Annotated in this window: 18 protein-coding genes and 1 pseudogene; 5 read left to right on the top strand and 14 right to left on the bottom strand. The window is 39.8% G+C overall.

The genetic code is table 11. The features are described 5' to 3' along the window. Window positions 1–151 precede the first annotated feature (151 nt). The gene (locus M2448_RS07740) at window positions 152–2,752 is read right to left on the bottom strand and encodes a hypothetical protein (RefSeq protein ID WP_280645776.1); all 2,601 of its coding nucleotides are present in this window, start codon (window positions 2,750–2,752) and stop codon (window positions 152–154) included. A gap of 168 nt (window positions 2,753–2,920) precedes the next feature. Next, window positions 2,921–3,142, bottom strand: coding sequence for a hypothetical protein (locus tag M2448_RS07745; RefSeq protein ID WP_280645787.1), 222 nt, complete (start codon window positions 3,140–3,142; stop codon window positions 2,921–2,923). Between M2448_RS07745 and M2448_RS07750 the strand changes: the two are divergent. Further along, a pseudogene (locus tag M2448_RS07750) lies at window positions 3,050–3,698 on the top strand (UvrD-helicase domain-containing protein); the annotation flags it as partial. The gene M2448_RS07745 and the pseudogene M2448_RS07750 overlap by 93 nt on opposite strands. A 42-nt stretch (window positions 3,699–3,740) precedes the next feature. Here the strand turns inward: M2448_RS07750 and M2448_RS07755 are convergent. Next, window positions 3,741–4,823, bottom strand: a complete 1,083-nt coding sequence (locus M2448_RS07755) for an aldo/keto reductase (protein ID WP_280645775.1) — start codon at window positions 4,821–4,823, stop codon at window positions 3,741–3,743. 79 nt (window positions 4,824–4,902) lie between these two features. On the opposite strand from M2448_RS07755, the gene M2448_RS07760 reads away from it, so the two are divergent. Further along, window positions 4,903–5,247, top strand: a complete 345-nt coding sequence (locus M2448_RS07760; protein WP_280645774.1) for a helix-turn-helix domain-containing protein — start codon at window positions 4,903–4,905, stop codon at window positions 5,245–5,247. 352 nt (window positions 5,248–5,599) lie between these two features. On the opposite strand, the gene M2448_RS07765 is transcribed toward M2448_RS07760, so the two are convergent. The 9 genes from M2448_RS07765 to ilvD form a co-directional block, all read right to left on the bottom strand. Further along, complete coding sequence (locus M2448_RS07765) at window positions 5,600–6,229, bottom strand: hypothetical protein (RefSeq protein ID WP_280645773.1); 630 nt, start codon at window positions 6,227–6,229, stop codon at window positions 5,600–5,602. A gap of 367 nt (window positions 6,230–6,596) precedes the next feature. Then, entirely contained in the window at window positions 6,597–7,643 is a 1,047-nt protein-coding gene (gene ilvC / locus M2448_RS07770) for a ketol-acid reductoisomerase (RefSeq protein WP_280645772.1), read from the bottom strand. Window positions 7,644–7,695: 52 nt separating this feature from the next. Continuing rightward, window positions 7,696–8,433, bottom strand: coding sequence for an acyl-ACP thioesterase domain-containing protein (locus tag M2448_RS07775; protein ID WP_280645771.1), 738 nt, complete (start codon window positions 8,431–8,433; stop codon window positions 7,696–7,698). A gap of 68 nt (window positions 8,434–8,501) precedes the next feature. Continuing rightward, window positions 8,502–9,065: an acetolactate synthase small subunit gene (gene ilvN, locus M2448_RS07780; RefSeq protein WP_280645786.1), complete on the bottom strand. Its 564-nt coding sequence runs from the start codon at window positions 9,063–9,065 to the stop codon at window positions 8,502–8,504. A gap of 86 nt (window positions 9,066–9,151) precedes the next feature. Beyond that, complete coding sequence (gene ilvB, locus M2448_RS07785; protein ID WP_280645770.1) at window positions 9,152–10,855, bottom strand: biosynthetic-type acetolactate synthase large subunit; 1,704 nt, start codon at window positions 10,853–10,855, stop codon at window positions 9,152–9,154. A 16-nt stretch (window positions 10,856–10,871) separates the two neighbouring features. Continuing rightward, window positions 10,872–11,861, bottom strand: a complete 990-nt coding sequence (locus M2448_RS07790) for a zinc-binding dehydrogenase (RefSeq protein WP_280645769.1) — start codon at window positions 11,859–11,861, stop codon at window positions 10,872–10,874. 15 nt (window positions 11,862–11,876) lie between these two features. Continuing rightward, the gene (locus tag M2448_RS07795; RefSeq protein ID WP_280645768.1) at window positions 11,877–12,398 is read right to left on the bottom strand and encodes a DUF2628 domain-containing protein; all 522 of its coding nucleotides are present in this window, start codon (window positions 12,396–12,398) and stop codon (window positions 11,877–11,879) included. Window positions 12,399–12,404: 6 nt separating this feature from the next. Continuing rightward, window positions 12,405–12,902, bottom strand: coding sequence for a DUF2628 domain-containing protein (locus tag M2448_RS07800; protein ID WP_280645767.1), 498 nt, complete (start codon window positions 12,900–12,902; stop codon window positions 12,405–12,407). Window positions 12,903–12,906: 4 nt separating this feature from the next. After that, complete coding sequence (ilvD, locus tag M2448_RS07805; protein ID WP_280645766.1) at window positions 12,907–14,739, bottom strand: dihydroxy-acid dehydratase; 1,833 nt, start codon at window positions 14,737–14,739, stop codon at window positions 12,907–12,909. A 429-nt stretch (window positions 14,740–15,168) separates the two neighbouring features. Here ilvD and M2448_RS07810 point away from each other — a divergent pair, with 429 nt between their 5' ends. Next, a complete protein-coding gene (locus M2448_RS07810; protein ID WP_280645765.1) occupies window positions 15,169–15,324 on the top strand; it encodes a hypothetical protein in 156 nt (51 codons plus the stop codon). 61 nt (window positions 15,325–15,385) lie between these two features. Here M2448_RS07810 and pheS read toward each other — a convergent pair whose 3' ends face one another. Together pheS and M2448_RS07820 are read right to left on the bottom strand one after the other, a co-directional pair. Next, window positions 15,386–16,405, bottom strand: a complete 1,020-nt coding sequence (gene pheS / locus M2448_RS07815; RefSeq protein ID WP_280645764.1) for a phenylalanine--tRNA ligase subunit alpha — start codon at window positions 16,403–16,405, stop codon at window positions 15,386–15,388. Window positions 16,406–16,657: 252 nt separating this feature from the next. Further along, window positions 16,658–17,812 carry an OmpA family protein gene (locus M2448_RS07820; RefSeq protein ID WP_280645763.1) on the bottom strand — a complete coding sequence of 385 codons (1,155 nt, stop codon included), beginning with the start codon at window positions 17,810–17,812 and terminating at the stop codon, window positions 16,658–16,660. A gap of 320 nt (window positions 17,813–18,132) precedes the next feature. Between M2448_RS07820 and M2448_RS07825 the strand changes: the two genes are divergently transcribed. Continuing rightward, window positions 18,133–20,502: a cation:proton antiporter gene (locus M2448_RS07825; protein WP_280645762.1), complete on the top strand. Its 2,370-nt coding sequence runs from the start codon at window positions 18,133–18,135 to the stop codon at window positions 20,500–20,502. Window positions 20,503–20,547: 45 nt separating this feature from the next. Next, on the top strand, window positions 20,548–21,378 hold the full coding sequence (locus M2448_RS07830) for an endonuclease VIII (RefSeq protein ID WP_280645761.1): 831 nt from the start codon (window positions 20,548–20,550) through the stop codon (window positions 21,376–21,378). The last annotated feature ends 23 nt before the right edge of the window (window positions 21,379–21,401 follow it).

The raw sequence follows: 21,401 nt of genomic DNA on the forward strand, positions 1-21,401 counted from the left end.
AAGGGGGGTTAATCCTGCGTTAATCTATCATTAACACACGATGTGTATTTTTGTTAACAATGCGTAATTTGTTAAAGATCAGGAGGAAATGTAAGAAATAAATATTGAAATTATTTGATTAAAAGGCGAATTGAATAGCGTTAATCCTACATTAATTTTTCGTTAAATCACCAATAATATCCTCATAAGTGAAGTCCGGCTTAGTGTTTAACAGGCCTATATAATCTTCACAAAATTTGTCATAACTTTGCTTTGATAAGCCCTTTTGTTTCATCTGATACAGTACCCTGCATTTGATGCGGATGGCTTCTTCGTCAATACTATCATGAATAAGTATTACATCTGAAATTTTCAGTAATAGTTTTGGGTCATCCTTTACTTCAGGCTTATTTATTATTTCTAGTAATACATCGACAAGTTTTGTGGAAAAATCAGATTTATAATCATCTGCCCATTCCTCATTTATATTGGGCAATAATGGTCCGGCCGAAGCTGTTGCTACAATCCGGCTAATTGTATTTTTATCGAGAAAATTTCTATCAAATTGGTTTATTAGCAGCGAAACCTCGCTATAGTCACAAGTTACATGTTCACCCAGATTTAGATACCAATAGCTGTTTTTATTAATTATCTCAACATCTCCTATATCTTGTAATAATAACCGGAGCTTTCTTATATTCACACGCCTGTTATTAGCAGCACTATCTTTATCCATTCCGAACCAGAATGTTTCATCTAGTCTTTGAGAAGTTGTTCCTTTGTCGTTCTTAATGGAATTTAAAAGGAGATATATCATTATTTGTTTGATAGTGGGCGAAAATTCGCCTGTAACATTCTCTCCGTCTTTATCATAGATACGGAATCCTCCCAGTAGATATATAGCTGATTTCTGTAATTCTGTTTTTGGTTTTTCTTTTTTAGAATATTGTTCAATGTCTTTATTCTCATCTAAATCTATTTTTGGGAGTTTATTCTTTTTTCTGTAATATATGTATGCAAGAGAAAGGAGAAAAATAACAATGGCTATAAGGAGTAGGAATAGGAGTGATTTATTCTCTTTTTTCGAAGCTTCATAGGTTTGGATAAAATCTTTTGAGAGAGGAGGAAATGCTAAAGAATATATATCTATAACGGTTGACTCTCCCGACGCTGACTCCTGTTGTACTAAAGCATAAAGTGCTGATGTCTTCTGATATAAGAATAAATCGCAATATGATTTGATATCGAGAAAATTGTATTTGATAGAATCGCTTAAGATATGTATGGAAGGAGCCTCAGTATTTATGTCGAAAGAAGATAGATATAAAGACGAATAATATCTGTCATTGTTATATGTCAGGGCATATATTTTGTTTGCTTCAACATCAGCAATTAAAGAGTTACTAAATGTATAATGATTCTTGTCATTGACAAAAGACCATAGTCGAGTATATTCTTTTGTGTCTACATTTATTTTATAGAGGTCATAATAATTTCTGGGAGATTCTTCTTGCTTCCCGGATGCACTTCCATATCCGCCCAGAATCATGATGTTTTTCTCATCAAGGTTACATAATGCACTTAAATAGCGAGGTTGAATGATCGAATCGAGAGATGCTACATTCCATTTAGCCGTATCGCTAATATCAATGGTAGATAATTGTGCATTGTACCGATGTATTCCATATCCGCCAAAAACAACCAAACGGTTATTCTTATGGTCTATAAATCTGTTGTGATGTTGTCGGGTATCTACCTCTACAATAGATTGCTCGCTCCATTCTTTTTTATCGAAATCGAAGAAATTGAGCTTTGGTAAATCCGGATTGTAGGAAATAAGCTTATTCTGTTTATTATCGTACACCAATTGGCTTGACGAACCGACTCTGAAATAAGGATAACCTTTCTGTGGTATAATGGTATCCGTCCTGTTGCTATCCAGATGGTATGTATATATCCTGTCTCTGGTCACTATAAATACCTTTCCTGTAATGGAATCATAGGTTATCTGCGGAAGAGGATTTATATTTGTACCATCCGTATTTAAAGTGAATGAAGCAATTTTACTCCACCGGGTATGTTTATCTATTTCCCATACCGGGTTTTCTGCTATTGCCGGGCTTTTTGTTATTTCATCATATACTTCATCCTTATTGTGTGTAGATAACTCCCATTTATGTATTATTGTGTCCTTATTATCTTTGATGATAATATTCCTTATAGTCATGGGAGGTACATCATTTGTGTAGAAATGAATATTCCGGTTAGTTCCGAAGTAAATCTTTATATCGGAAAATTCGGTGATTGGCTGGGTTATTGTTTGTTCTTTATTATCTATCTGGATTTTAATATTCGCTTTATCAAAAGATAGCTTCACTTTAATCCACCTATCCTTAGCTATACTTACAGAGTCTTGGATAGATGTGGTTTCAACTACCTTGTCTACTTTTGTCAGTAAGAACTTTAACTTTGATTCTAATAAATAAGATATAACATCGAAACTTTCCGAATCATTGGATACTATACGGCATACATAACCATAGGTATGAAGCTCTTCCCTCAGTCTCAGGTCAAACTCTATCGAAAATCCTTCTTTTGAATATCTCATAGGTTTTTCAGCAGTGAGATTTAAGCCTGTACGTTCATCCTGATTTTTAGTATGGGCAGTAAATGTAAGGCCCGAAGAATGGGATTGTTCATTTATCTGAGCAAACACATTTATTTTCCACAAGAATATAGTTAGTATAAGTATTATTAGAAGAATCTTTCTCATTTATGAACTATTATTCAAAATAAAAGTAAAGATAATAAAATGAATATATAAATCATTAGTGTCTACTAAAAAATGGATGGTTGAATATATATACCTGATATATACTAAATAACTGTTTATTATTCTATTGATATTTTTAAATATAAAACACAAAACATTTATTGTCATTTATTTATCGGAACTAACCTCTTCATCCCTCAGATACCAGAGGGAAAGGGAGAAAGGAGGTGTAATCTGATTGTATTGCGCCGGATAGCGGCTCAATAATAACATTATCGTTACAGATGAAGTATGCTTTTTTTTGAATGGGTAGGCAAACCGGAATTGTTCAAAATGCGCAAGAATCATACTCTCGAATATGCGGATCTCGTTCCGCTGGCCTGCCTGCATATTACTTTAAACGGAAATAATATACAGTATTCGGTCAGGCACCTCTTAGTAGATGAAATACAGGACTATTCGCCCATCCAGTATAAAGTCTAACAGAAGCTTTACCCTTGTAGAAAAACCATTTTGGGCGATGTCCGGTCAGTCAGTAAACCCTTATGGCTCATCTACTGCGAAAATGATACGGAAAGCCTTTGCTTCGGGTGAAGTGATGAAACTATGCAAGAGTTATCGTTCAACCTATGAGATTACTGAGTTTGCACAAAGGATTCGGAAAAGTAAAGAACTGAACCCCGTTGCTCGACATGGTGAGAAACCGCAAATCCTTAAATGCAAGAATGAGGAAGAAGAGATTTCTGTGATTATGGGACTGACAACTACTTCCAGGCAATCCGACTACAAATCACTTAGGATTATTTACAAAATTGAATTGTAAGCAAAAATCATAGCAGATAAGTTAAAAGCATATACAGATGATGTTTACTTTCTTTCCAGCCAGAGTTCCGCTTTCGTGCAAGGTATTATTATCACTTCTGCTCACATGGCAAAAGGGTTGGAGTTATATAGATAAGCTAATACCTTGCACCGGGAATATGTTGTATTACCAATTATTATGAATTTGTTTGCGAATGTATTTATCATATACTTCACGAACAATAGTCATTTCTTCATCTGAAAAAGAGGGTAGGGTAGACGCTTCCGCATTCTCGATAATCTGTTTGGGAGAACTTGCTCCGGGAATAACTGTGCTAACTTCGGGGTACATTAAAATGTAACGTAAGGCTTTTGCCGATAAATTTTCTACATTTAAATATGCTTTTAATTCTTGCGCAGCCTTAATTCCTGTCAGATAATCTATACCGGAAAAAGTCTCTCCCTTGTCAAAAAAGTCTCCGTTTCTATTAAAGGAACGATGGTCATCTTTCCCAAAAGAGGTGTTTTCTGTATATTTCCCTGTCAATAGTCCGCTGGCTAAAGGCACACGCACTATTATACCTGTATTTTTCTCTTTTGCTTTGGCAAATAATTCCTCAGCAGGTTTCAACCGGAACATATTGAAAATTATTTCAATAGCAGAAATGTCATAATTCAAAGCTGCTAATGCTTCATCTACACGTTCCACACTTATACCGTAATGTTTAATTGCTCCCTGTTGTTTCAATTTATCCAAAGTTTCGAAGACCGCAGGGTTATGATAAACTTCTGTGGGAGGGCAATGCAACAGTATCAGATCAAGGTTTTCCACTTCCATATTATGTATGGAATCGAATACAAATTTTGTGATATTCTCTTCATTATAACTTTCCGCTACGTGGGGATTTAATTTACGGCCACATTTTGTTACTACGTATATTTTATCTTTTTTGGTTTTCAGAAACTTACCAATGCTTTTTTCACTCATTCCGTTTTGATAGATATCGGCCGTATCAAAAAAGTTAATACCTTGCTCGTAAGCTGCCTCCAGGGTGTTTTGCGCCATCTTCTCATCAAAGGCTTCTCCCCACTTTGAACCAAGCTGCCAAGTTCCAAGCGAAACTTCACTCACCTTAAATCCTGTTTTCCCTAAAACTCTGTATTTCATTACACTTAATAATTTATTGTATTTAGATGTTTGTTTCTTATCGTATTCTTTACAAAGATAGGATACATGATACAACTTGGCAATACATGAATAAATAATCATATACTGACTAATTTATTCCTATACTGATTATCAATACATAATAGATAACTATCTTTGCCATATAAAAAAATATTAGTTTATGTACAAACGAAAAATACCCTTAGATTTATCGTGTGGTATCCGTATAGTAATGAGCATTATTGGTTCAAAATGGAAACCGTGCTTGATAGATGCTCTGAGAGATTCTCCCAAACGTCCCAGTGAGCTTCATCGTGAAATACCTGATGCTGTTTCACGTGTTCTAAATCAAAACCTGAGAGAACTGGAGGAACATGGTATTATCAAGAAAAAGATATTTGCAGAACTTCCTCCTCATAGTGAATATTCTTTGACTGATTTAGGGAGAAGTATATTACCGATTATAGACAGTATGGATGATTGGGGTGAAAAGCATCGGCCAATACTTGAAAAATTAGTGCTTTAACGTGAGTTCGAAATAATAGTATCTAAATATCAGCTAGTTATATGTTTTCTTTGTGAGCCTTGTGTAAAACCTTGTGCTCTTTGTGGTTAAATCTTATTTCTTTTACCACAAAGGACACAAAGAAAAACCACAAAGGGCACGAAATTTGCACCATATATTTTGGAAAACAATTGATTACATACTATTTTTATATCGAACTCACGTTGCTTTAACAATACCCAAAAGTGAAATCAATTTTATTATTGGAAAAACAAAAGGGCTTATCTATGAATGATATGTAGAAATCAGAGCAAAGTGCAGCCAATATATAAATCGGCTACACCTTGCTCTGAGAAAATATCTTATATCAGTCTTACTTTTTCGTCACTGTAATCTTTACATCTTTGATATCAGTAAATTCTTTTTCTTCCTGAGGATTGAGTGAGAAGCTTACCAATGAATATTTACGTTCACCTGCCACTTTCTCTATTTCGGCATCTTTGGTCAGGAACACTTTACCGCTATTGTTGGTACATTCAAATTTGCATTTATAAGTACCCTTCTCCATGATAATGAAATATGCATCTACTACAGGAGTCTCTTTATATTTTGCAAAATAATCGAGTGACACGCCAGAACAGAAATTGTCGGTGTATGGGAGCTTATCGTAATGGGTATCTACTTCTTCATTAAATCCGCCTGTGAATCCGTCTACCGCCTGTACTACAGTGCGTCCGCCTACCGATGCTATTTTTTCGGCATGCTCGTCCAGAAATTTATCGAGGCTTCGGCCTACACCTACCGCTACTTTTCCGGCAGCATCGGCTGCTTTTTCGCTTACGCGTTCTCCATGTTCGTCAACGGCTTCGGCTACACCTTCTACTGCGCTAATACCTAATTCGGTGACACTTTTCGTTGCTTTTTTTACACAACCCGAACAAGAGCTGAATAGTGTGAGAGCAGCACATGATGCGGCAAGGGAGAATAAGAATACTTTCTTCATAGTTTATAAAAGTTTATATAATAGTAAGTAACTGTTTAAATTTGACCGAAAATATTTCATATAACTGTTTCTGATTATTCTTTGGCTCTTATTTTTATTCTTTCTTCTCTATTTTCCACTTTTCACTCTTGGTTTAGCCCGCTAAACCTGCGAATAAAAAGAAAAAAATATATTTGAAATAATACAAAATAAAATTGCCAATCAAATTTAAACAGTTACTAAAAGCCAAAGATAAAAAAGATAACGGAAAAGAGAATAACCGGAAAGAAAAAAATAGGCCAATACGGCATGTTTATGAAGAGGGTAGTGTGAAAAAACGAAAGGAGCAGCACAGCCACTCCTTTCGTATATATAAGAAATCTTCTTATTAGTTATTCTCAGGTCTCAGCTTGCGAACTACTGCACCTGTACGCCACATTTCGCTTTCGCGCAGGGCTTTCAGTTCTTCTTCCAGTTTTTCGCGGTAGTCAGGTTTAGAGTTAGTGTCGATAGAGCGTTGAGCTTCGTTTCCGTTGGCTACTTCCGAGTATAGTTTTGCAAATACCGGTTTTGTAGCATCGTGGAAAGGAGTCATCCAGTCCAATGCACCACGCTGAGCTGTTGTAGAACAGTTAGCATACATCCAGTCCATACCTTTTTCAGCAAACAGAGGCATCAATGACTGTGTAAGTTCTTCTACAGTTTCGTTGAATGCTTCGGACGGAGAGTGACCGTTTTCGCGCAATACTTCGTACTGTGCAAGTAGTATTCCCTGTATGGCACCCATCAGCGTACCGCGTTCGCCAGTAAGGTCTGAATATACTTCACGTTTGAAATCTGTTTCGAACAGGTAGCCCGAACCTACGCCGATACCAAGTGATACGGTGCGCTCGAATGCGCGGCCTGTAGCATCCTGAAAAATGGCATAGCTTGAATTTAGTCCGCGTCCTTCGAGGAACATGCGGCGAAGGCTTGTACCCGATCCTTTAGGTGCAACAAGGATTACGTCCACATCTGCCGGAGGAACAATTCCTGTGCGCTCCTTGTATGTGATACCGAATCCGTGTGAGAAATACAGTGCTTTGCCTGCTGTAAGGTAAGGTTTCAGACGAGGCCATACTTCTATCTGTGCTGCGTCAGACAGCAGGTATTGTATGATAGTACCTCTCTCGGCTGCTTCTTCTATGTCGAACAGGGTTTCTCCCGGTACCCAACCGTCGGCAATGGCTTTTTCCCATGTTTTACCACCTTTACGTTGTCCGATGATAACGTTGAATCCGTTATCGCGAAGGTTCAGAGCCTGTCCGGGACCTTGCACACCGTAACCGATAACCGCAATAGTTTCGTTTTTTAGTACTTCTCTTGCTTTTTCCAAAGGAAATTCTTCACGGGTAACCACATTTTCAGTTACTCCTCCAAAATTCATTTCTGCCATTTTGTTTTTGTTTAATTAATTTAAAATCAAGTTTATAATTGTTTCTTATTTTCTATTTCCATGTTATTCTGGTCGAACATACATTGGTGTCGCCATCCTTCATTTCCAGTACATACACCCCATCACCTTCGTCGCGGCGGATGATGTCGAGCCTTGTACCGTATTTCCCTTCCGAGATATAGTTGATCTCGATGCGGCGAATCTCTTTCTCGCGAAACATGTCTATATCGAATACATCTACGAAGTGTTCAATATATTTCATGCTATTGAGGTGCTTGTTGATGTCCACATCACTGTATTTGACTGTGAAATCGGCAGCCTGTTCGTAATTGTCTTTCAGGGCTGGGATCTTCGTCATACCTTCTATCTCGGCCAGCTTGTCGGTATGTATATAATCCGACAATCCGTATAGCTCCAGCAAGTTGGTCGGCTTACGGGTTTTCAGGTCGATAGATGCCCATAGCGAACGGGCATAGCCGATAGTTTTGCCATCACTGTCTTCAAATGCGAAATGACGTTCGGTAAACAGCCTGTTGACACTTACAATCCATGTTTTGATAATGAATGTGGTATCATTCTTGGGATACTCAAATACTTCGATGGCTATACGTGACAATACCCATACGCGCTGCTGCGAAGTCATTTCGGAATAACCGAATCCGCGCTCGTCGGCATGTTTTGTTGCAGCCTGCAACATAAATCCGCCAATCATGGGCAACGTGGCTTTTCCTCTGAAATCGGTCAGGTAAGCGTCTATCGTAAATTCGTATCGTCCAATGCGTTCTATCATATCAGAATATTTAAAAATTAGTAATTAACAGTTAAAGTGTCTGCAATTTACAATTAACAATTCAAACATTAACTGTTAGCTACTGATTTTTCCTTATACTTTTTGTCCAGTTCGGCAAGCATATCGCTTAGTCTCTCTATTTTAGACTTGGTAATAGCTACGCGCCCCGAACGGATAAACTGCAATACACCAATGCTCTTACTCAGCTCTTCGAAGAGGTCTTGCGTTTCCTGATAATGCCCTGTTTTTTCCAACACTACATTGTTCTCGTTGATGTCGAGTATGCGTGCGTTATGCTTACGTACCAGTTCTTCAACTGAGGTTATTTTCAGAAAGTCAGCTGACGAAAGTTTATACAAAGCTATTTCCTGAAAAATAAGCTCTTCGTTCGTGTTATAATACGATTTCAGTACATCTACACGCTTGTCTATTTGCAGGACTACCTTTTTGATCGTCTCTTCGTCGCAAAAAACAGTTATGGTAAACTTGTGTATGCCTTCGAGTGCTGATGCCGAGACAGACAGGGTTTCTATATTCAGTTGGCGACGTGTGAAAACACTGGTTACCTGACTAAGCAGACCTACTGTGTTTTCGGAAAATATGGTTATTGTATATAATGTTTTATCCATAATTTTAATTTCTAAATTTGAGAATTAGCATATTAGCAAATTAAAATAATCCATTATCAAATTTGCTAATTTCCGAATTCGCTAATTAATTATTCATTCCCCAATAATATATTCGTTACACAAGTGCCTGCCGGAACCATCGGGTAAACCATTCCTTTGGTTTCTACCTGTACATCGAGCAAGTACGCGCCTTTGTGAGCCAGCATACGTGCAATCGCGCTATCCAGATCGGCACGTTCCGATACTTTCTCGGCTGCAATATTGTATGCGTCTGCTATCTTTACAAAGTCGGGGTTGTTCATTGTCGTTTCGGAATAACGCTCATCAAAGAAGAGTTCCTGCCACTGGCGCACCATGCCTAAGAAATGATTGTTGAGGATAATAATCTTTACATCTACATTGTATTGCATTATCGTGCCCAGTTCCTGTATAGTCATTTGTATGCCGCCATCGCCTACAAATAGGCATACAGTGCGGTCGGGAGTGCCGTATTTCGCACCTATGGCAGCGGGTAATCCGAATCCCATCGTTCCCAGTCCGCCCGAAGTAACTACACTGCGCGTCTGTTTGTATCTGAAGTAGCGTACAGCCATCATCTGGTGCTGGCCTACATCAGTTACAAGAACAGCCTTATTACCAGTGGCTTCGCTGATCTTATTGATAACCTCGCCCATTTTCAGTTGTCCCGAATCGGGATATAGCTCATTTTTGATAACTACATTGTACTCTCTTTCGTAGCACTTCTTAAACTCACCCAGCCAATCGGGGTATGTTTTTTGTTTCAGCAGCGCGGTAACCTGTGGCAATGTATCTTTCACATCGCCTAAAACGCGTGCTGTAACGGTTACATTCTTATTTATCTCGGCTTTGTCTATATCGAAGTGAATCACTTTCGCCTGTTTGGCGTAAGTTTTCAGATCACCTGTCACCCGATCGTCGAAACGCATACCTACAGCAATAAGTACATCGCATTCGTTTGTCATCTGGTTAGGAGCTACATTGCCGTGCATACCCAGCATTCCTACGTGCAGCGGATGATCGGAAGGCATAGCCGATAGTCCCAGAACGGTGGCTGCAACGGGGATACCTGATTTTTCGGCAAAGGCGATAAATTCTTTTTCAGCATTGCCGAGAATCACACCCTGACCAACTAATACAAGCGGTTTTTTTGCTTCGTTTATAATCTGTGCAGCCGTTTCTATTTCCGATTGCTTTACATCAGGTTTCGGCTGATAGCTGCGTATAAAGTCTGTTTTCTCGTATTTGTAAGTGTCAAACAATCCGAATTGCGCGTCTTTCGTTATATCCAGTATCACAGGGCCGGGACGTCCGGTAGAGGCAATGTAGAATGCCCGCGATACAGCCCAAGCAATGTCTTCGGGGCGGCGTATCTGGTATGCCCATTTGGTAACAGGTTGCATAATGCCTACTACATCGGCCTCCTGAAAGGCATCACTCCCCAAGAGCGATGAAGCTACCTGTCCCGAAATGACAACGATAGGCGTACTGTCTATCATAGCATCGGCAATTCCTGTTACGGTATTGGTTGCACCAGGACCCGATGTTACCAGTGCTACACCTACTTTTCCCGATGTACGGGCATAGCCTTGTGCTGCGTGTGTTGCACCTTGTTCGTGGCGTACCAGTATATGATTTATTTCTTTCTTGTAGTCGTACAGACAGTCGAATACGGGCATTATAGCTCCACCCGGATATCCGAATATAGTGTCTACCCCTTCATTCAGTAATGATTGTATAAGAGCCTGACTTCCTGTTATTTTGTTATTATCCATGATTTTATGTAGATACTTATTGAACTTGAATGATATATTTCGTTTCTGTATTATTCTTTTTCATTTCTGCCAGATGTTGAGGCAGGTTGTCAAAGCTATTGACGGTGTAATTTCTGAGCCTGAGCGTACCGTTGCCTATTTTGCCCAGAAGTGTTTCCCCGTCCTGCATCAATGCTGCTACCTGTTTGTCGGTAGCATATTTGTGAAAGGCTCCGAGTGCTATCTCATGCAAAGAGATACAAGTGCTGAATGCTGATAGCGGAGCCACTTCGACTCGGTCTTGTATGGCGACCATATGTCCGTAATATCCGAGCATCGGGGCAAGGCTTGCTGCGTGTTGTCTGTTTACGGTATCAAATGCTGCATCGAAAAGGTTGCCGTTGAGCGATTCTACCATTTTACTTTGCCACCCGGTTTCTTTATAGTCTATAGCTTTGATAACACCCATCCTTAAAAATTCGGTATGGTGTTTTGTGCTTGCCGTTACATATACACGTGCATTGGCTGCTATAAGCAATTGTGTGAGGAAATATCCGACTGAGCCACCTGCACCACTTACAAGTACATTCCTACCACTGATGGCGGGTACTTTGCAGAATGCCTGCCACGCCGTTAGGGAAGGGCAGGGGAACGATGCGGCTGCAAAGTCACTTACCTTGTCGGGTATGTACATCAGTGCACGTCCTGCAACAATGGTATGTGTGCTAAAGCTGCCGTCGCGCGACAAGTCGGTATGATAACAAACTCTGGAGCCTGTGCGCAGATGCCCCATATTTTTGCCTGTAGCTATAATTATGCCGGCAGCATCTACTCCGGGTACTGTATCGGGTTTCCATTCGGGATGGCCTCTTTCGATCAGTTTCCAATCCACAGGATTCAGACCTATGGCTGTGTTTTGTATAAGGACTTCGTTTTCACCTAAATTCCTTATCTTTTTATCTTTGAGTATGAGATCGGTGGGTTCACCTTTTTGTTGCCAGCACCACGATTTAGCAGTTATTTCCATTTTATGGTCAGAATATTAAAAATAAAGACTTTTCATATAATTGGTAAAAGCATAAATTCCTATTGTGAGTACAAATACGGCAAAGGCTACAACCGCAGGCCCTACAAGCGAAACTCCGCCTTCCTGCTCTATATTATCCAGTTGTGCTTCTGTACTTACATACATTTCTTTTGCCCGCTTTACGGTACGCTGTGCCTTTTTCATATAGAAAACATTGCCGTAGCAACTAGTTAATATAATTCCGGTAAACAATGTTGCTTTGTATGTATATATGCCGAGAACGAACAGAATGAAATTGTTGAGAAACCCTATTCCCAGTACAAGGATGATCAGTTCTATGTACATCTTGCGATAGGCAAGCCAGAAGATGCTGAACAGAAATGCATAGGGATTGAATATAATGGATTCGCCCGCAAGCAGTCTCTTATATATTTTTTCATAATAGTCGGCACTTTTGCCGAAGAAAGTCCTGTAATAAAGGCTTTCGTCTATTATGTTGTTCAGTTCTGTCTCGTTATTTTGATCGTTGTACTCCATTTTAAATTACATTACAGGATCACCCATTATAAATACTACAAATATAAAAAGGGCAATAAAAAATAACATCGGAATAGCGACTATAAGTAAAGAATCCAATATGTTGGTGCCACCTTCTTCTGATATGTACGAGAACTTATCACCTATTTTATCATATTCATTCGCTTTTTCTATTGTTCTCATAGCTTTTTTTATATATAAATAATTACCTAAAAGCCCTAGTGTGAAAGAAAATATACCAAACGACAATAAGAAAAAAGAAGCTCCGAAAATAATGCCTGCTATATAGAGTCCGATATGAATCAATCCAATAATGATGGTCTCGATAGTCATTCTACGATAACAGAACCAAAATATGTTGCCAATGAGTGCATAGATATTTAAGTTGATGATAACTCCTTTTTTAACTTTATCTAAACACCTCAGATAATAATCTTCGCTGCTGCCAAAAAATGCTGTATACATGGCTCTTTCTTCTATTTCTTTTAGAGGATCTCCTTCCATTATATTATTCCACTATCCTTATCGCACCTTTATCTGCCGAACTTACCATGCTTGCATACGCACGCAGGGCTTTTGATACATAACGTTCCCTGTCGGGTTTGAAGGCGTTATTGCCTTTGGCGAGTTCTTCGTTGCGGCGTGCATCCAGTTCTGCATCCGACAGTTTTACGTTGATGGAACGTTCCGGTATGTTTATTTCTATGATGTCGCCATTGCGAACCAATCCGATAGCTCCGCCCGATGCTGCTTCGGGTGAAACGTGACCGATAGATAATCCCGAAGTGCCGCCCGAGAAACGTCCGTCAGTGATGAGGGCGCATTCTTTACCCAGATGTTTCGATTTGATGTAGGATGTAGGGTAGAGCATTTCCTGCATACCCGGCCCGCCTTTCGGCCCTTCGTAAGTGATGACTACTACATCTCCGGCTACTACCTCTCCTTTGAGGATCCCTTCGCAGGCTGCATCCTGTGAAGGGAATACTTTTGCCGTTCCAGAGAATTTGAAAATACTTTCGTCTACGCCTGCTGTTTTCACTACGCAGCCGTCGAGGGCTATATTTCCTTTCAGTATGGCTAGTCCGCCATCTTTAGTGTAAGCGTGTTCCATGTCACGGATGCAACCTTCAGTTCTGTCTGTGTCTAAGCTTGGGAAGTAATTGTCCTGAGATCCCATTACCAGATTGAAACGGTTTCCGGGAGCCGATTTATATAATATCTCGGCTTCTCTGGATATAATAATGCTCTTGGTGATGTCGTATTTGTCTATTGCCTGAGCGAGTGTCATGCCGTCGGCACGCGATACCGATGTGTCTATCAGTCCGCCTTTGGCCAGTTCGTTCATTATACCCAGAATACCACCGGCACGGTTTACATCCTGTATATGGTATTTCTGCGTATTAGGTGCTACTTTACACAGACATGGCGTTTTGCGCGAAAGCTTATCTATGTCGTCCATTGTAAAATCCACTTCGCCTTCCTGTGCTATAGCCAGCAGGTGAAGTATTGTATTTGTAGAACCTCCCATTGCTATGTCGAGTGTCATGGCATTGAGGAAAGCCGTTTTGGTGGCTATATTGCGTGGCAGTACCGACAGGTCGCCGTCGCGGTAGTAGCGGTAAGCATTGGTTACGATTTGTTTTGCCGCATCGGTGAATAATTTCAGACGATTGGCATGGGTGGCTACCACTGTGCCATTGCCCGGCAAGGCAAGTCCGATTGCTTCGTTTAGGCAGTTCATCGAGTTGGCTGTAAACATACCCGAACACGATCCGCAGGTAGGGCAGGCGGCTTTTTCAATAGCTTCTACTTCCTTGTCGGAAACAGTATCGTCAGCAGCTTTTATCATGGCATCTATCAAGTCTAGATGTTGGTTGTTCAGTTCTCCGGCTTCCATCGGCCCTCCGGATACAAATATGGTGGGGATGTTCAACCGCATGGCAGCCATCAGCATTCCAGGTGTGATTTTGTCGCAGTTGCTGATACATACCATTGCATCAGCCTTATGGGCATTTACCATGTATTCTACACTATCGGCGATCAGGTCACGCGAGGGTAGGGAGTAGAGCATTCCATCGTGCCCCATCGCTATACCATCATCAATGGCTATGGTATTGAATTCGGCAGCAAAACAGCCTAATGCTTCTATTTCTGCTTTTATTTTCTGTCCTATATTGTGAAGGTGAACGTGTCCCGGTACAAATTGCGTGAAAGAATTGACAATGGCAATAAGCGGTTTACCCATTTGTTCTTCTTTCATTCCATTTGCCCTCCACAGGGCTCTTGCTCCGGCCATCCGCCTTCCTTGTGTACTTGTTGAACTTCTTAATGTAAATCCCATATCTTTTTTATTCCTTGTAAGCCTTTAGCTTATAGCTATCAGCAATTATAATTAAATAGGCAACTTTTATAAAAAAAAGCCTTTCTCATACTTGAGAAAGGCTATATCTATTTTTATCCCTTAGATTTCTTTTTAATATCTATATACATACCTTTCTCATTTATTCTGACCGACGAGGAGAATATCAATGACGAGGACGATATGTAAAAAGCAATTTGTCATTATTTCTAACTAAAAGTGATCACAAAGTTATAAACTTTTTTTTAGAAACAAATTTTATTCGTGTTTTTTTACTGTAAATTAGAGAAAAGTGTAACTCAATGTTGTGAAAATGCTGATTATGTTTATATATTTCAACTATCCGGCATCGTATTGCATCATATTAATATAACGATCAAACATTAATTATAAACTTAACTATCTAAACTAATGAAGAACATCTTTCTGCTGTTAATTGGCATTGCCATGACTATATTATTGACCGGCTGCCCCGGAGACAATGATGATGAGCAACTACTGAAACTGACTGTAATCGATGCCGAAAACAAGACAGGAGTAGTGACAATAAGTGTAAGACAATTCTGATAAAAAGAAAGCTATCTGTCTGCACAGATAGCTTTTTGTATTTATAAGTATGTTGTGGTTTTTAGTGTGCACTTTCGAACTGATCGAGGAAGCGTTTGTCGTTTTCCGAAAACATACGCAGGTCTTTTACCCTGTATTTGAGGTTGGTAATACGCTCGATACCCATACCCAATGCGTAACCGGAATATACTTTGCTGTCGATTCCGCAATTTTCGAGTACGTTAGGGTCTACCATACCGCAACCTAAGATTTCTACCCACCCTGTGTGTTTGCAGAACGGACAGCCTTTTCCGCCACAGATATTACATGATATATCCATTTCGGCACTAGGCTCAGTGAACGGGAAATACGACGGGCGCAGTCGTATCTTTGTGTCTTCTCCAAACATTTCTTTTGCAAAGAACAATAGTACTTGTCTCAGATCGGCAAATGATACATTTTTGTCAATATATAAAGCTTCTACCTGATGGAAGAAACAGTGTGCGCGGTAAGAAATAGCCTCGTTACGGTAAACACGTCCCGGACAGATAATCCGTACCGGTGGTTGTTGCTTTTCCATTACGCGGGTTTGTACCGATGAGGTATGTGTGCGCAGAACAATCTCGGGGCTGCGTGCAATGAAGAATGTATCTTGCATATCGCGTGCCGGATGATCTTCTGCAAAGTTAAGCGCCGAGAAAACGTGCCAGTCATCTTCTATTTCAGGGCCTTCGGCTATAGAGAAACCAAGACGGCGAAATATATCACAGATTTCTTTTTTGACAATAGACATCGGATGGCGTGTACCCAATTCTATCGGGGCGGCAGTGCGGGTAAGGTCTATAATGTTATCAGTTGTTTGTACATTTTCCAATGAGTCTTTCAGCTGATTGATACGCTCCTGTGCTTTTTCCTTCAGTTCGTTGAGCTTCATGCCCACTTCGCGCTTCTGGTCGGATGCTACATTACGGAAGTCATTCATCAGTTCCGATATTTCACCTTTCTTGCTCAGGTATTTTATACGCAGCGCTTCTATTTCGTCAGCCTTAGAGGCTTTCAGATTGTCTATTTCGGACAGTAGCCTGTTTATTTTGTCAATCATGTATTTAAATTATAATGCGAGTTATTATAAATTGCTTGATAAACTGATAACAGTTTTTACAATCAGGGTACAAAAATACACTTTTCTTTCTTTATAGGCTATTTTAATGTGTTTTTATTTTATATCTGTCTTAACTATTAAATTTGTTTTTATGTCAATTTATTTCAGGATGGGATATAATACAATAAAAAAGGATGTCTCTTACGGGACATCCTTTTTCTTACCTGATATTCTTTTTGATTTCCTTCTGTATTATTTTCCTGTTGCAGTAAATACTACTACGCGATTCCACTCGTCAGTTGGGAACAATTGTTCTTTGTCTCCACTGGCTTTAGTAGTGATGCGACTAGGTGCGATGTCATATTTTTCGATCAACACTTTAGCAACAGCCTGAGCGCGTTGTTCAGAAAGTCTTTGGTTAACAGCAGCAGTACCTGTGCTCTTATCAGCATATCCTGTAACTGTAACTTTCACATTCGGATTGTCTTTCAGATAACGGGCAGCATTGTAGATGTTGATATCCTGATTCTTTTCTAGCTGAGCGCTACCAAGACGGAATACAACAACTGCATTCATCAGTACTTCAGTTTCTTCTGTAACTTCTTTAGTTTCTTTCACGATAACCTGAGGTTCCGGTTTAACAGCAAGTTCACGTTTCAGTCTGTCTATTTCACCGTCTTTGCCATTCAGCGCAGCTTTCAGAGCGTTAACTTCATTGTTAACTCTTCTCAATGCTTCAGGATCTCCTTCTGTAACAGTTCTGAAACCGCTCTTACCTAAGTTGAATTTAAGACCCAACATAGCATCGATCACACCGTCGTATGGTTTGTCAAATACGCGTCCGTTAAAATCATCACGTAACAAGTTTCCTGCAACCTCAAGGTTGATACTTGCTACCTGGCTCAAACGAAAATCAAACATAAATCCTGCGCGCGGAGTGATAAGATTAGTCGGTCTGTATATGCCGTTCTTAGAGTTTTTGAATCCATGTGTATAACCTAATCCGGCAATTCCATATAGATTAAATACTCTGTCCTCCTTGTATGGAAGGAAAGCGTTAGTAAGGTTTACCAATCCGTCTAAGTTAGCCTGAACATATTTTACTTTATAGGTTCCGCTTGTTTTGCTGTCAACTTCGTAGTAGTTTTTAGATTCCCATCCGCCAACACCTAAACGTGCGCCGAATACCGGAGTGAAAAGCTTACCGAATGATAATGCAACATGAGGGGCAATAACGTCACCAAAAGAAGATGCTTTGTGGTTCTCGCTGATTGTGTAATTAATTCCGCCTTGTAGTTGGATAAACCAGTTATCTCCTGCTTTTGAAGGAGCTACCACTGATTCTTGTGCTAAAGCAGGCATTGCAGTCATGGCAATCGCTGCGATACTTAATACTAGTTTTTTCATTTTAATAATTATTGTTACTTAATAACTAGAACAACATACTTTACACATTGTTCGCAACAAAGGTACAATATTTTATTTTATAATAAATTTGTTAAATCAGAATAAATTGCTATAACCTTTATAAAAGTCTTGTTGTCAAAAAGGAACAGATAAAAGTGAGACGTGAAAAAAAGAAAAAAATCTCTCTTTTAAATGTCTCTTTGGTCTTTTATTTTCATAAACCATTTTTTTTTGATATTTTTATGTGCCGAAATTCCTCATTACGGCACTTTATCAGAGATCAAAATAATTACACAACTTATAATATATAAAGACAATATATGGCTCACCTACCTGACTTTATCAGTGACCTGGCGATTATCCTAATTACAGCCGGGATAGTAACTATTATATTTAAAAGACTCAAACAACCGGTTGTCTTAGGTTATATTGTAGCCGGATTCCTTGCCAGCCTGCATTTCAAAAATTTCATCGAAAGCCTTGTTGTGAAAATAACAGGAGTTGCTCCCGATCAGGTAGCTAATGTATTTAAGGCATTGCCTGAGATTTCAGATATGGCAAACGTTACTATCTGGTCTGAACTGGGTGTTATTTTCCTGTTGTTTGCCTTAGGATTGGAATTTAGCTTCAAAAAACTAATGGATGTGGGTGGAAAGGCTTCCATTGCCACACTGATCAATCTGGGCTCGATGATAATAATCGGCTATCTGGCAGGGCAGCTTTTCATCTCACAACTAATAGAAGGCTGGACTACGATGGATAGCATCTATCTGGGCTGTATGCTCTCGATGTCATCTACCACCATTATTATAAAGGCCTTTAACGATATGGGACTGCAAAAGAAGAAGTTTGCAGGTATTGTGTTCGGCATGCTCATTGTAGAAGACCTCGCCGCCATTGTGATGATGGTATTGCTCACTACGTTTGCCGTAAGCCAGCATTTCGAAACCGGTGAGCTGGCGAATAGTATCGTCAGCCTGCTGTTCTTCATGCTTATCTGGTTTGTCGTTGGTATCTATATGATTCCTACCATGTTGAAAAAACTGAAGAAATACCTGAATGATGAAACCCTGCTTATCGTCGCCATTGGGCTATGCCTGGGAATGGTGTATTTTGCTACAGCGGTAGGATTCTCAGCGGCATTGGGCGCATTCATCATGGGGTCTATTCTTGCCGAAACGGTAGAGTCTAAACATATAGAACATCTGATAGAGCCTTTGAAAAATCTTTTTGGTGCAGTATTCTTCGTGTCGGTAGGTATGATGATCGATCCGGCCGTTATCGGCGAATACAGCATTCTTATCCTTATCCTTACATTGGTAATACTTATCGGACGTCCGTTCTTTGCGGCTATTGGTGTACTTGCATCGGGTGAAGGACTCAAGGTGGCTGTGCAATCTGGTTTCAGCCTTGCGCAGATAGGGGAGTTCTCTTTCATTATAGCTACACTGGGTATGAGTCTGGGGGTGATTACCGAAACACTGTATCCTATTATTGTAGCTGTATCGGTGATAACCACTTTTACCACACCTTATTGTATCAAATATTCTGACAATGTATATGGTTGGATAGAAAAGCGCATACCCAACAAATGGGAAAAGCTTATACATGGCTACAGTGCATCAGGTTATGATACGGTTAATAAGCAAACCGACTGGAAAAAGTTATTGCAAAGTATCTTGACACTTGTTGCTATTTATTTCACTATATCTATAGCGATTCTGCTTGTATTCCAGAATTTTATCACACCATATATAGTGGAGTGGATGCCGGGAATATGGGGGAATATACTGGCTGCTATCATTACATTGGTACTGATGGCTCCATTTCTGCGTGCCATAATGATGAAGAAAAACCGTTCGGAAGAGTTCAAAAACTTGTGGGGAGACAATCGCCTGAACAAAGGAGCACTTATTTCTCTTATCGCTTTCCGTATTATTATATGTGTAGTACTGGTATTGATGGTACTCATTCCGTTATTCCCTAGACTGACTGTGCTGATGGTGATTATTTCGCTAGTTGTGGTGACACTTATCATATTCTCTCAAGGGTTTAAAGCACAGTCGCGTAAGATTGAGGCACGATTTCTCGAAAACCTTAACCTGAAACAACGGATGGATGAGAAGAAAGCCGCTATACTGCCCACCGTAGCCAACGACCTGCGATCAAAGAATATACATATAGAAGAGTTTGAAATTTCGCAGAACTCGCCAAGTATAGGCAAATCGCTGCGTGAACTCAATTTCAGACAGAAAACGGGTGTAAATGTAGTAACTATAATCAGGGGTAGTAAAAAGATAAATATACCTGATGGTAATGAGCGGCTCTATCCGTTCGATAAACTGGTAGTGTCGGGATCTGATGATGAAATGCAGCAGTTGTCGCAATACCTACAAGATAAGCGTGCGCAGGTCTCTAATATGGAAGAAGAAGCGCAGCACCATATCAGCCTGTCTCAATATCTGGTAGTACCCGAGTCACCGCTTATCGGCAAAACCATTGGCGGTGCAGGCATCCGTGAAAAAACCGAATGTATGGTGATAGGTATCGACAGGGGCGATGAATCCATTATACAGTTTACAGCCGGTTTTATGTTCGAAGAGGGTGACGTGATATGGCTTGCAGGTGAAAAAGAGAAACTGAATTCGTTTGAAGAAAACATCAGCGATCTGACACCGCTCATACCATAATATATTTAGTATTATTGTTTTTAGTCATTAAAACAAAAGCTATTTATGATTGAGATCCCCGAATCAACAACAATAAGCCGTCAGTCCGAAACTATATTATCAGGCAAACGGATAAAGGAAGTTGTGCAGGCTACCAGTCCGCACAAATTTACGTGGTACAACGGAGACCCTTTGCTGTACTCCGATATGCTTGTCGGTCGGAAAATAGAGTCGGTGAGAGGACATGGAGCTTATATCGACATACTTTGCGACAATGATACATATATCTCGATAGGTGATGGCACCAATCTGAAATATTATCCGGCGATAGAAAAGCATCCTGCTAAACATCAATTACTCATTGTATTTGATGATGGTAGCTTTATAGCCTTCACCGTTTCCATGTATGGGGCTATATTTGCCTATACAGGTGAAATGGATAATTTCTATCATCGCAACAGTCTCAACAGTATCTCTCCGCTCGATGATGCTTTCGATAAGGCTTATTTTGACAATATATTTAAAAGTGTTAAGAAAGACATATCGATAAAAGCCCTGCTGGCGACCGAGCAGCGTATTCCCGGATTGGGTAACGGTGTATTGCAGGACATACTGTTCAATGCAGGTATTCATCCGAAACGAAAGATATCCACTCTTTCCGATCTCGAAAAAGAAGACTTGTACCATTGCCTGAAAGTCACACTGCAAAGCATGACCGATAAGGGTGGACGCGATACAGAGAAAGACTTTTATGGAAACTACGGTAAATATAAATGTCTACTGAGTAAGAATACCTACAAAGAGCCTTGCCCTAACTGTGGCGGAAACATCATAAAAGAAGCCTATCTGGGTGGCACTATCTACTATTGTCCTTCGTGCCAGCAGGAGAAGATTTAACCACAAAAGACACAGATATTATA

The organism is Dysgonomonas sp. PF1-14 (assembly GCF_029892965.1).
In the GTDB taxonomy this organism is placed as follows: domain Bacteria; phylum Bacteroidota; class Bacteroidia; order Bacteroidales; family Dysgonomonadaceae; genus Dysgonomonas.

Excerpts from the sequence above, each read along its gene's own strand:
- M2448_RS07740 (WP_280645776.1), bottom strand. The coding sequence starts at position 2,752 with ATGAGAAAGATTCTTCTAATAATACTTATACTAACTATATTCTTGTGG.
- M2448_RS07745 (WP_280645787.1), bottom strand. The coding sequence starts at position 3,142 with ATGCAGGCAGGCCAGCGGAACGAGATCCGCATATTCGAGAGTATGATT.
- M2448_RS07755 (WP_280645775.1), bottom strand. The coding sequence starts at position 4,823 with ATGATTATTTATTCATGTATTGCCAAGTTGTATCATGTATCCTATCTT.
- M2448_RS07760 (WP_280645774.1), top strand. The coding sequence starts at position 4,903 with ATGTACAAACGAAAAATACCCTTAGATTTATCGTGTGGTATCCGTATA.
- M2448_RS07765 (WP_280645773.1), bottom strand. The coding sequence starts at position 6,229 with ATGAAGAAAGTATTCTTATTCTCCCTTGCCGCATCATGTGCTGCTCTC.
- ilvC (WP_280645772.1), bottom strand. The coding sequence starts at position 7,643 with ATGGCAGAAATGAATTTTGGAGGAGTAACTGAAAATGTGGTTACCCGT.
- M2448_RS07775 (WP_280645771.1), bottom strand. The coding sequence starts at position 8,433 with ATGATAGAACGCATTGGACGATACGAATTTACGATAGACGCTTACCTG.
- ilvB (WP_280645770.1), bottom strand. The coding sequence starts at position 10,855 with ATGGATAATAACAAAATAACAGGAAGTCAGGCTCTTATACAATCATTA.
- M2448_RS07790 (WP_280645769.1), bottom strand. The coding sequence starts at position 11,861 with ATGGAAATAACTGCTAAATCGTGGTGCTGGCAACAAAAAGGTGAACCC.
- M2448_RS07795 (WP_280645768.1), bottom strand. The coding sequence starts at position 12,398 with ATGGAGTACAACGATCAAAATAACGAGACAGAACTGAACAACATAATA.
- M2448_RS07800 (WP_280645767.1), bottom strand. The coding sequence starts at position 12,902 with ATGGAAGGAGATCCTCTAAAAGAAATAGAAGAAAGAGCCATGTATACA.
- ilvD (WP_280645766.1), bottom strand. The coding sequence starts at position 14,739 with ATGGGATTTACATTAAGAAGTTCAACAAGTACACAAGGAAGGCGGATG.
- M2448_RS07810 (WP_280645765.1), top strand. The coding sequence starts at position 15,169 with ATGAAGAACATCTTTCTGCTGTTAATTGGCATTGCCATGACTATATTA.
- pheS (WP_280645764.1), bottom strand. The coding sequence starts at position 16,405 with ATGATTGACAAAATAAACAGGCTACTGTCCGAAATAGACAATCTGAAA.
- M2448_RS07820 (WP_280645763.1), bottom strand. The coding sequence starts at position 17,812 with ATGAAAAAACTAGTATTAAGTATCGCAGCGATTGCCATGACTGCAATG.
- M2448_RS07825 (WP_280645762.1), top strand. The coding sequence starts at position 18,133 with ATGGCTCACCTACCTGACTTTATCAGTGACCTGGCGATTATCCTAATT.
- M2448_RS07830 (WP_280645761.1), top strand. The coding sequence starts at position 20,548 with ATGATTGAGATCCCCGAATCAACAACAATAAGCCGTCAGTCCGAAACT.